The organism is Pelagirhabdus alkalitolerans (genome assembly GCF_900096905.1).
Lineage (GTDB): Bacteria > Bacillota > Bacilli > Bacillales > Amphibacillaceae > Pelagirhabdus > Pelagirhabdus alkalitolerans.
The window spans coordinates 26,721-38,065 of record NZ_FMYI01000013.1 but is presented as its reverse complement, the minus strand read 5'-3'; the positions used below and the strand labels follow the sequence as shown (position 1 = coordinate 38,065).

The window sequence follows — 11,345 nt, the reverse complement described above, 5'->3', positions numbered from 1 at the left end:
AATTATACATTTAAACGGTGACAGTTATCGAATGAAGCATCGTAAGAACATCTTCGGGCAGGAAAGTGTAACAAATTAATCAGCAAAAACTGTAACATTTTACTTGACGGTCACATTAGTATGTTTTGCTGACATTAGATATGATAACTATTAAATTTATTAAAAGAAATAATAGAAAAATATACGATAAATATAAAAGACCTCCACTAAAATTAACATATTCAATTATAGGGGTTGCTACATCAATACTGATATATACAATAAGGAATTTTAAAATTTTAATTAATATCATACTGAATATAAAGCTAAATATCATTAAAAAGATGTATGGAATAAAGAAAATTAATATTATTGATCCTTTGCTATATCCAGAAACGGTATAAATAATTACTTCGTTCATTTTGTTTTGAATGATTTTATTAAAAAATAAAAAATAACTCAATAATTGTATTGAAGCAATTAAAAATATTATTGTTAATGTTATTAAAATAAAGTTTGTTTCCATGATAGTATCCGTGTGATTATATACAAAATTAAATAGAACAAAGTTTGTATAGATACCTACTATATTTATAATATTATATAAGAGACTTAAAATATACTTTTTAGGATGTTTGGTTTCATTAAAAATAACAGACCTAATAAAGAAAAACATTTTAATTTTTGTCATATTTAATCCTTTATTAATAAATTAGGGTTTATACTCATAATTCTTTTTAATGGTAATAGTATACTAACTAGAAGAAGAGACAATAATATTATTATTGATACTAAAACACTTGAGATGAAGTTATTAGGAGTAATATATACCTCTTGAAAATAAGTTGTAAAAGAACTGTCGATCCAATAATTTAAAAGAATAAGTGATAGCATAGAAAAAGCTAAACTTATTACAGAGCTGATAACAAAAACGAATAAGTTTTCTAACAAGAATATTTTAAGTATTTGAGTATTTTTATAACCTACTATTTTCAGTATTCCGATATCTGATTTTCTCTCATTTATATTAGAAATATTATTACCAATAATATTTGACATAGAGATTGTTAATCCAAATGCTAATAGAGAGAAACCTATTATTTGTATCAATAATGATAAATTACCAATAAACCCCACCTCTGATCTCATCATGAATCGGTAACCTTCGTTTGATAGAAAACTCTGAACTTTGCTTATATTATCATAGTCATCAACCACTGCTGCGATAATACTTACATCTTCTTCACTTTCAAAACCTTCGTTTAGTTTCTGTAAATCGTTATAGGGTATGTAAACAGTATTTGGTGAATCAAATGTTTCAGTAATATCATATGTACCAGCAACTTCGAATTCGTACTCATCTTCTGATGGGTTCGTAATTCCATCTGAGTAATCAGTATACTGTAGTGTTATTTTTTCACCTATGTAGTCTCTCCCATTAATATATTCTAGTTGATCATCAGTATCGATAATATTTGTATTTAAACTAGCATCTAAAGCAAAAGTTTCTGGTATTATAGCCATATTTTTACTTTCACCACTAAGATCATTACCTTTTTTTACATTGGGAGATGTTTCATCAAGAGAGGGTCTTATATAAATATCACCTTCTTTATTATCTTTCTCTAATTTCACATTACCACCACTATTACTAATCCAAGGGTAATTTTCGACTATATTGGGGTGATTAGATAATAAATCTATTGCTTTTTCTCTATCGTTATCGTCGTCAGTGTGGACAAGTAATGTCCTATGGTCGAAAGTTTTTAAAATGCTAGAATTCACAAAATCTCCTAAAGAATTAGAAATAGAAATGGTAAAGATAAGTAAAATTATCATTAGAGTGGATAATATTATGTTATTTTTATTCTGTTTTTTGTTTCTAATAAAGTTTATCTTTGCTAATTTAGAAAATATATTGTTCATTAAATGTTCTCCTTCAAATTCCCATTCTCTAGATTGAAACAAACATTAGAATATTTTTTTATATCAACATTATGTGATACAACGACTACAGACTTCCCTAATGAGGACAGGTGTTGAAACAATTCGAAAACTTGTTTTTCATTCTCACGGTCTAAATTTCCTGTAGGTTCATCCGCTAAAATACATTCAGGGTTGTTAGCTAAGGCCCTTGCTATAGATACCCGCTGTTTTTCCCCACCCGATAGTTCCGTTGGATAATGATTTAACCTGTTTTTTAAGCCAACTAACTCTAACAATTCATGACTTTTTATTTTCATATCAGAGTAAGTATACTGAGGATTAATATACATAGGTAAAATAATATTCTCATATGCGGTTAGTGAATTATTTAAATAGAAAGACTGAAATATAAACCCTATTTTTTTCATTCTGAGAAAATTTATTTCTTTAGGTTTTATATTAATAGAGTTCACACCATCAATATATAAATCCCCATCACTTGGTTTGTCTAATAACCCTAGTATACTTAAAAGTGTACTTTTTCCGGATCCAGATTCCCCCATAATAGAATATAATGTATTTTTTTTAATATCAATATTAATATTGTCTAATACGCTTATATTGCGTTTATATACTTTCTTTATTCCTTCTGCTTTGATAAATGAGTCTGCCATAATATAACCACCTTTAAAAATAAACAAAGTATCTATTTGAAATAGATACTTTGTTTATTTTTTAATTGCTTGACATTATTACTGGGTCAGCGCTAAATCCACCTCTAGATTGAGAGGTACTAAAAAAATAAAAATAATCTCCTTGCGGAACATACCCTAACACGTGTTCTGACACTCCATATCCACTTAAGTTTGCATTTGTTTCTGCGTGGACATCATGTCCAGTCCAAAAACCTCCTGATCGCACACTAATATCTACATTTGTACTATCCCCGAAATCATAATCATAAACATCCATAGAAATGTTATGTGTACCTGCATCATAACTTCTAGTTGCTCCTTCAAGACTAGAATTAGTACTAACACTTACGCTTGAAGTATATGTTGTTGCAAAAGTAACACTTACACCGACTAATAACATTATCAATAATGCAGAACTGAAAACTATCATTTTTCGTTTCATATAAAAACCTCCTATATAAAATAATTTATAATCCTTACTCTTAGTCTACTAAAAAAAAAAATATACAAGTCAATACAAAATTGAAAAAAAAAGGATGTTTCTATTAAAGTGTTCTTTATATTGAAAAAAGCATAAAACTCCTATAATGTTTAAACTAACAAAAAATAAACAGAAAAATTCTGTCTTATAAATAATTTAATACAATTTACTAAGTTTTCCTAGAAAAGGCTAAGGATAACACTAATAAAAGGTTTGAGTCCTAGACTCAAATCTATTTAATTAAAATCATGTTTAGCATCTTTGTTTTAAAGAATTGTCAACAATAACTCTATGAACGCATATTCCTTACCACATACTTGAACCTTGATTGGATTAAACATTTATATTTTAATATAGTTCATTGGCAACGATTTTAAGATTTTATTCCAATAAAAATAGGGGGGAGATGAATTACTATATTTATCGCATTAATTAAAGAGAAAACTATACAGATCTAGTATTAAAATCCAAGTAAGTATTTTCACATACTAAGGAGATGACAATTTGACACAACTTTGGCGAACCTTCAATCAAGTAATACCTTATTTTGCTGTAATAATACCCTTTCTTATTTTAATAGGATGGGCTGTATATCGTCGATTAAGAAAAAAAGAAAAAAAGAAAAAAGAAGCACTTTATTTAGCATCAGTTAACATTTTTCTAGCATTATCAAGTATAAGTATAATCATGGTCACTTTATTACCTAGACCTTATGAAGGACGTACACTTCAAATAATACCCTTTTTTAGTATGTGGGACAACATTGTTAATTTTATCCATTATACAGACTTAATTCGAAATTTAGGGTTTAATATTTTACTGTTTATTCCGTTTGGATTGTTTCTTTGTTTAAAGCTACCATCTTGTAAACTAATGAAAATCACTTATATTGGTATGATCTTTTCAATATGTATAGAAATAGCACAATTCATTCTTTCTATAGGTAGAATCACAAATATTGATGACGTTATTTTAAATACATTAGGTACTTTTATAGGAGCATTTATGGGCATGTATATAAGAGAAAAAATTATAAAATTTCAGTTTAAATAAAATACCTTAATTGTAAAGTCAAATGCATAAACTTTTTAAAAAAACATTCCAATATATTCAAAAAGCTATACTTATAGTATTTTAACCGATACAAATGCTTGATTTTATGCCATACTAGCCACCGCCTTGCGGCGTGCTCTTGGCGTAAGTGCCTCTTCTTAGTGAGTCATTTGTTGGGTTCGGGGTCCCAACGAATGAGAACTTAGAAGAGCTTGACCATGGTACGCTATAAGCGTGGATGGTGCCTCTACATGGCAGAATTTTTGCCATCCACCAAAGGAATACTTACCATGGTCAAAAACGTCGTCAAGAGTGGCGTGATTAGGATACCTGCGCCATTTCTTGACGCTTTTGTTCATATAGTTCTTGAGGGCAAACATACCCCAGCGTTCGTCTTGGCTTCATGTTTAAGGCGTCTGTACACTGTTTTAATCGTATGTAAGTCAAACCTTGGAGTGACATACCTTTCGGTATAAACTCGCGGAGCATGCCGTTATGACGCTCATTCGCGCCTTTTTTCCCAAGAAGCATAAGCATGTGCGTAATATACGCTAAGATGTTCACAAGTATCTTCTAATTTACTTAGTGCCCGAAACTCTGAGCCGTTATCTGTCGTAATCGTTTTGAAATTCTGAGGTCCGTGTTCGTTGATAATTTTAAGCATGGCTTCTCGGATGTACTCCGGTGATTTGTTCCACAGCTTCTTGGTAACAAAGTGTCGCGTTTGCCTTTCAAGTAACGTAAGAATAACGGGTTCGCCTTTGGTCTTTTTACCGATGACTAAATCGAGTTCCCAGTGGCCGAATTCTTCTCGCGTTAAAACAGCAGGATCGCGTTCTTCAATACTGCGACCAAGCTTACGTTTATTTGTCCCGTGGGGGTCGCTTGTCTTTAGAGGCCGAGGACGTAAACGGGTTTTTCGAGGCAAATCAATGTTTCTAACATCGAGTTCACCGCGATCAATAAGATTGTACACCGTCTTCATACATGGAACCCGCTTATCAGGGTTATCTTTCCGGTACACATGGGTAATGGTATCGACACTATGAATACGTGGCTCACCTTTCGGTGGTTTCAGTGCTTCTGGCAGTACTTTGAAGAAACCCTGGTCATATTTCTCGATACCTTTCTGACGAGAACGTTCGCGATTCTCTCTATATACACGTGCACCGACATCGCCAAAGTAGCTCTGGTAATGTTCTCTTTTACCGTTTACGAGCTTGACCTGTTCAGTCATCCCGCGTTTTAGTTCGCGAGAAATCGTTGATTGGCTCACCTCTAGCATGTCAGCCATTTCCTTTTGAGTGTATAGGCCTGATCGATACATGGCTTGAAGTTGGCCACGATCGATATCTGATAAGTGTTTAAATGTGCGTTTTACTATGGTAGAATGATGTTGAGTCATGTGGAGCGCTCCTAACTTATTGGTTTAGTCACTCATAAGTATAGCGCATCTACATGGCTTTTTTAATATCTAATGCGATATGCATTTCATTTTACAACAGACCTTTAAATAAAATATTTTGTCTTAGAACAATCTAGCAATAAATGTATATATAAAGTAAGATTTAATAAGATAACTTTATTAAATCCCGTGACTTATAGAAGAATGGTCTTCTATAAGCCGTTAATAGACGCTGCAGCTGCACCTAGAACTAGGTTGCGTTAGTAGAATACGTGGTAGTTACGTAGTCTACTAAGTATAATTAATAGAATACAAGTTAAGATATGGAAAAGTGTGGTCGAAGTTAGTGAAGAATAACCTCAATAGAACTAACAGTCTAGTACAACAAAAAAAATCTACGGGGATAGACCCATAAAACAAAGCCCACCCGCCACCGGATCTATAAATGTATTTGAATTGAACCTATTTATCTTGGTTCTTTTTTTTCTCTTGATAGATGGCAATAGGTAAACATTATGATCTGTTACTAGTCTCAGTGTTGTGCACGCATTTCTCCCATAACCTGTTACTTCTTTTGTGATCAATCCTAAATAAAGAAAGCGCTTAACAACTTTCTTTAGCGTCGATAAAGGAATTGTTCTTTGAGGATCAACATAAGATTGGATTTGTTGAGCAATCTCTTTCTGACTACCTTTTAATTCTCCCCCTTTACGTCTGAGTGTTCTTATGACATCTTGTTCCCACTCATCCCTGTGACTATATACGCGATCTTTTCTCTCTTTAGCAGGATCCCACTTTTGATAGCTAAAGTGAATACCAGATAAAACTGATAACCAATAAGATGATGGGCCGGACGGTGATCCTTTTTTATATGCACTTCTGACTTTTTGATAGATTTCACGATTAGACATCGGTGGTTCATTTTTAAGGTTCCACTGCAGCAACAAATGAATAGTCTGGTCTTTACAATAACCTTCAGCTTTACATGCCAGTGCTAGAGTATAACAAGTGTTATCACGTTTCCCCTCAGAAACACCTTGGAGTAACTTTTTAACAGCAGGGTGCTCAAAAAGTGAGTTTGGTTTAGAGATATGGAATGTAGATTGATATGTATTATTCTCATAGTTGATAGTAAACCAGTCACATAGTTCATCAAAGGATACTCGATTTTCCGTTCTATATGCCACATTGTCTGCTTTAGGTAATCTGAACCAACGTTCAGCTCCAATCGCCATAAAGTCTCCACCAAGAGCTTTTGCGACCTCTGTTTGTATCCGTTCATAATGATCTGTCACTTTTGGAAATGCACGTCTAGGTTCTTCAAAAAACCAATATACATGGAATCCACCTGATGGTGTTGATACGACTAAACTAACATTAGGTAGGCCGGCTTCATCAATTCTATCTATTAATTCAATTAAGGTTAGTGGCTGACTATCTCCGTTCACATCTATGTCTACTACCATAGCATTAAGCCATCTAAGAGCTTTCTTTTGGCGCTGATCATTACGATAGAAACTGTTAGGTGTATAATAAGTTGCACGCTCAGATACTTGGAATAAGGTTGAATAAGTACGAAAAGGGGTTGGCTTGTCTAGGAAGTCATTTGTAATAAACCCCCACGCTAAATGTGAATGATATTGACCTTTTGTGGTGTTCATTTGTTTGCTTGGCTCTTCAGTTAATTGATCACCATATAAACCTTTTAAGACACTAGCCATAAATATTCGCCCCCCTTTGCAATCATTGGTAATTTTAAGTGCATTCTAATTCAATCAATACAACGATTCAATAGATAATCGAATGTTGTAGATGTGTATATTTGTATACACATCTACAAATATATTCATATACATATGTATTTTTATTCCACTAACTTTTCTCGTTTATTTAATCTTTTAAAACGTCTTTATATCAATGTTTATAAGAGTATTATTTTTTTGTAAATATGTAGATATGTAAATGAGTATACAAATCTACATATTTACATATCTACATATTTACATATCTACTCGTATACCATTTTTTTAAAAGGGCGATTGTGATTTAAAAAGATTAAAAAGGTATTAAAAAAGCCACCAAATAATTAATTATTTGGTGGCTCACTTAATATATTTAGAAAACATCATTTATTAAATTGCATAACTTATACATACAAAACAAACATTGATATGAACCTCAATAACCCTCTTATCCCATCAACTTTTTAGTGGTGAGGCTTTTGTTTCTTTTGATAAATACTTTGCAGCAATTCCAGTTGTTTTTTTTCATCTTTATCTAAAAACGCATTGGTATATTCCTCTAACATTATATCTATAACCGTATCCACATTATCTGCAACGCCAATGGTCACGAGAGCATTAAGTTTATCTTTTAATTCAGTACTGACACGGACTGTGGTGCTTTTTTTTGTTTGTTGTTTTTTCTTATTCTCCAAGTTGTGGAGTCCATATTGTTTATCTATCGAATCTATATCAAAAGTATTTTTAGGCTTAACTTCTGGAGGTCTTTCAAGTGAAGAGGCTTTATTTCGCTTCTTTAAAAGGTCAGACATGTTATTCCTCCTTGTTTGCTTTCTCTATACGTTGTAAAAATTCATTAGCTGTTGCATGATATCTCTTAAATACACGTCTATCATGCATATCTTCTTCTTTGATGCCTGTTACATCATATCGTTTCAATCGTTCCATATTTTTGATTAAATTTTCAAATAGATTGTGTTCCCCAAATATTTCTTTCGCACTATCAAGCGTTGCGTTATCAACTGGTGCATTATTTTTTAACAATACAGGGAGAATACCCAAAATATCCATGTCCGCACCATAATCATCTATGAGACTCTGAAGATAGTTTGTAAAGACCTCAGCTCCTTGCAAACTACGTTCATGTGTTTGAAGAACTACAACAACCCAATCCGATGCATATAGTGCTGAGTCGGTTATAATAGAGATGGTAGGTGGTACATCAATAAAAATAAAATCAAATTCTGACTTGATTGGCTCTAATAGTGTAGAAAAATACTTCACCCGATCACTTTCTTGAGAAAAAGATCGTTCTAAAAATTTAGGATACTGGGCGAAATCACTAAAGCTCGGGAGTAAGTACAGGTTTTCTCTAACCTCTGTTATAATTGGTGATAAATCTTGATCTTGAATAGCTGTCATCAACGTTTTATCAAAAGTAACAATGTCATCGCTATGATTAGCCTTAGTACGTAAATACAAACTAGTAGCATTAGCTTGAGGATCTTGATCACTTAGCAAAACTTTATAACCCATCTTAGCTAATGAGTATGCCATCATCGTACTGTTTGTTGTCTTGCCTGTCCCACCTTTAAAATTACCAAATGTAACTACATGACATTTTTTGTTATTCATTTGTTTCACCTCACCCTTAATGTTATCATCTTCATATACATGTATACAATAACAAAAACTAGTTTGAATTAACATAGATTCAAACGAAGTTATATATTTTATAAACTATTTATAACAATGGCTGCACACTACTCAGAACATTACCCTTACTAGATCTATTTTTATAATCAACTACTATTGAATATGAACATACTCTTCCTCTACATCCACAACAAGAGATTAACTTCAAGATAATTTAAAATTATTCATTTTATTTTAAACTAAGTATTAAAAATAATTTCCAATGAATCGTTTATTTTTCCCTACATAACAATGGTTCCACAGCTTTTAATATAAATGTATTTCTATATATGTCATGTACGTCCATTTTCCTTTTTTTATTGCAAAATTATTCGAATTATTTTAGATGACATAACAAAATAATTTCCAATAAACTCGTTATTTTAATTTTTGAAACTGAAAGGATGAGCATTTTGGCGTCAATACAAACAATGATGACAGACATATTCAACAAACTAGACAACGATCAGTTAGTGCAGCGTATTTATGATGAGGGGTTAGGGCATGAAGTTTTTTCAAATGCCTTCTTAAGTCAATTATCAACGTCACATGCATACAAAACACAAGAAGTAGCTGAATTGTGTGATGTTAAAGGTAAAGAGTGGGTGATCCGAAATAATCTTAATTCGCATAATTTAAGTGACTATGTTGGTCTAGAAAAAGTGGGAAACCGATTTGTCATGGACTACATTAGTGTAGTAAAAATGCGAATGATTATTAAACTAATGCAAAAAAATAACCAAGGCCCTTTATTTGTTGCTCAGTTTTTAGGTTTAGTTGGGAGCGAAATTGGGTCTCCTCATGAATCCACCGTGAAAGTCAAAGAGAACAGTGTTTTATCTATTATCCAACAATACATTCAATTAATGGATTACAGACAACAACTCATGTACAAACGTTTTTCGATTTCGACAGATTTAGATCGTTTAAAAGAGTCAGTTGAGCAGCGTGCTAACTATTTGAGTAGAGAAAAAGAATTGCTTGATACACATATTAGTATATATCAGCATTTAAAATCTGTTGAAAATATCCATATCGATCTGGAACAACAAAAGAAATCAACAATTGATGCTCTTGAGTATGTAAGAAACCTTTTTTCTATTAAACGTATATTCAAAAAAGATAAGGAAACGATTCAAACATTTTATGAAAAAGATTTAAATCAACAAATAAAAGAAAATAAAGCATCAAAAGAAATCGGTGCATTGAAAACGAAAAAAGATAATTTAGAGTTAGAGTATAAAACCTATCACTACGAGTTAAACAACAAGCGGCAGTTGCTACAAAAAGAATTAAGCGATATAGACGAACAATTAAAACAATTAGACGAAAAACTTAACTTGATCGAAAAAAGCCAAAGCAGTGCTATTTATCAATTAGATAATTGAATATGTTTTTTACTTTTTTAGTTTAATGACACATAAATAAAGACTGATATATCAACATTTAATGAAAAAAACATCTGTTTTAAACACATTGATATTTTGCTTAATTCAACGGCATTTTATTATGTGTTTTTTTTATTAAATTTTGCCTTAAAAGACTGATAAATTAACGTTTAAACATGTGGTATGAATGATAAAAAAGTGATTATATCAAATCCAATATCAGTCTTTCTCGTAAAAAATGGTGTTGTTTAATATACTTATTGGGTTTAATGACACACGGATAAACCCTGTTAAAACAGCGTTTAATAAAGAAAAAAACTGTTTTAAACACATTGATGTTTTGCTCAATTCATCGGCATTTGTATTATGTGTATTTTTCTTTTGATTTTGTCTTTAAAAGCCGATAAATCAACGTTTTAATATGTGGGATAAATGATAAAACAAGATTTAATTAGATCTCACGGTTTCCTATCAAAATGATCCCGCCTAAACATACAGTCAAAAGGACACCAAAAAAGAATACAGGCGAATCAACTATTAGTTGGTCAAAAGCACCATTAATATGAAGTAGTTGCAAGTGTTGGCTAAAGAAAGTGATCATACAATTTTAAATAAGATTAATGTTCTACTTCCTTTTGTTCAAGACTTATCAATTATGAATTAGCCATTGAAATTTATAATAAAAAACAAGATTGTGAAACTAGTTCATAAGCTGTTGTTCATAGCTTCAGCTTATGAGTCCTGTCTTATGAATCGATTCATAAGCTGAGCGCTTATGAATAATCGCTTATGAATCGTTTTGTATTGCATATTAAACCGATCTATATCGCATTAATAATTAATCAGACTGTACACAAAATCTCGTGATCTAGAAACCGACTATTATATAACATATCCCCCCCTGTTCCAACAAAAAAAGAGCATGAGGTACGTGAGAGGCTTTAAATTTTATCTGATCTTTTCACATAAACGAAAATAGTG

Annotated in this window: 9 protein-coding genes; 2 read left to right on the top strand and 7 right to left on the bottom strand. The window is 31.7% G+C overall.

The features are described from left to right. Positions 1 to 672 precede the first annotated feature (672 nt). The 3 genes from BLR62_RS11820 to BLR62_RS11810 all read right to left on the bottom strand — a co-directional run bounded on the left by BLR62_RS11820 (position 673) and on the right by BLR62_RS11810 (position 3,042). Positions 673 to 1,905: an ABC transporter permease gene (locus tag BLR62_RS11820; RefSeq protein WP_090797222.1), complete on the bottom strand. Its 1,233-nt coding sequence runs from the start codon at positions 1,903 to 1,905 to the stop codon at positions 673 to 675. After that, positions 1,905 to 2,579 (bottom strand): ABC transporter ATP-binding protein, encoded by a 675-nt coding sequence (locus BLR62_RS11815; RefSeq protein ID WP_090797220.1) that lies wholly within the window; start codon positions 2,577 to 2,579, stop codon positions 1,905 to 1,907. The genes BLR62_RS11820 and BLR62_RS11815 overlap by 1 nt, the downstream gene beginning before the upstream one ends. A gap of 61 nt (positions 2,580 to 2,640) precedes the next feature. Next, on the bottom strand, positions 2,641 to 3,042 hold the full coding sequence (locus tag BLR62_RS11810; RefSeq protein ID WP_090797217.1) for a hypothetical protein: 402 nt from the start codon (positions 3,040 to 3,042) through the stop codon (positions 2,641 to 2,643). 543 nt (positions 3,043 to 3,585) lie between these two features. Between BLR62_RS11810 and BLR62_RS11805 the strand changes: the two genes are divergently transcribed. Further along, positions 3,586 to 4,134 carry a VanZ family protein gene (locus BLR62_RS11805; RefSeq protein WP_090797215.1) on the top strand — a complete coding sequence of 183 codons (549 nt, stop codon included), beginning with the start codon at positions 3,586 to 3,588 and terminating at the stop codon, positions 4,132 to 4,134. Between the two features lie 502 nt (positions 4,135 to 4,636). Here the strand turns inward: BLR62_RS11805 and BLR62_RS11800 are convergent. The 4 genes from BLR62_RS11800 to BLR62_RS11785 form a co-directional block, all read right to left on the bottom strand. Further along, positions 4,637 to 5,539 carry an IS30 family transposase gene (locus tag BLR62_RS11800; RefSeq protein WP_090797212.1) on the bottom strand — a complete coding sequence of 301 codons (903 nt, stop codon included), beginning with the start codon at positions 5,537 to 5,539 and terminating at the stop codon, positions 4,637 to 4,639. Between the two features lie 395 nt (positions 5,540 to 5,934). Continuing rightward, positions 5,935 to 7,260, bottom strand: coding sequence for a primase C-terminal domain-containing protein (locus BLR62_RS11795; protein WP_090797210.1), 1,326 nt, complete (start codon positions 7,258 to 7,260; stop codon positions 5,935 to 5,937). A gap of 485 nt (positions 7,261 to 7,745) precedes the next feature. Continuing rightward, on the bottom strand, positions 7,746 to 8,093 hold the full coding sequence (locus BLR62_RS11790; RefSeq protein ID WP_090797207.1) for a DUF5388 domain-containing protein: 348 nt from the start codon (positions 8,091 to 8,093) through the stop codon (positions 7,746 to 7,748). Between the two features lies 1 nt (position 8,094). After that, positions 8,095 to 8,916 (bottom strand): ParA family protein, encoded by an 822-nt coding sequence (locus BLR62_RS11785; protein WP_090797204.1) that lies wholly within the window; start codon positions 8,914 to 8,916, stop codon positions 8,095 to 8,097. Positions 8,917 to 9,389: 473 nt separating this feature from the next. Between BLR62_RS11785 and BLR62_RS11780 the strand changes: the two genes are divergently transcribed. Next, positions 9,390 to 10,364: a hypothetical protein gene (locus BLR62_RS11780; RefSeq protein WP_090797202.1), complete on the top strand. Its 975-nt coding sequence runs from the start codon at positions 9,390 to 9,392 to the stop codon at positions 10,362 to 10,364. The last annotated feature ends 981 nt before the right edge of the window (positions 10,365 to 11,345 follow it).

Coding starts and splice junctions, on each gene's coding strand:
- BLR62_RS11820 (WP_090797222.1), bottom strand. CDS start 1,905: ATGAACAATATATTTTCTAAATTAGCAAAGATAAACTTTATTAGAAAC.
- BLR62_RS11815 (WP_090797220.1), bottom strand. CDS start 2,579: ATGGCAGACTCATTTATCAAAGCAGAAGGAATAAAGAAAGTATATAAA.
- BLR62_RS11810 (WP_090797217.1), bottom strand. CDS start 3,042: ATGAAACGAAAAATGATAGTTTTCAGTTCTGCATTATTGATAATGTTA.
- BLR62_RS11800 (WP_090797212.1), bottom strand. CDS start 5,539: ATGACTCAACATCATTCTACCATAGTAAAACGCACATTTAAACACTTA.
- BLR62_RS11795 (WP_090797210.1), bottom strand. CDS start 7,260: ATGGCTAGTGTCTTAAAAGGTTTATATGGTGATCAATTAACTGAAGAG.
- BLR62_RS11790 (WP_090797207.1), bottom strand. CDS start 8,093: ATGTCTGACCTTTTAAAGAAGCGAAATAAAGCCTCTTCACTTGAAAGA.
- BLR62_RS11785 (WP_090797204.1), bottom strand. CDS start 8,916: ATGAATAACAAAAAATGTCATGTAGTTACATTTGGTAATTTTAAAGGT.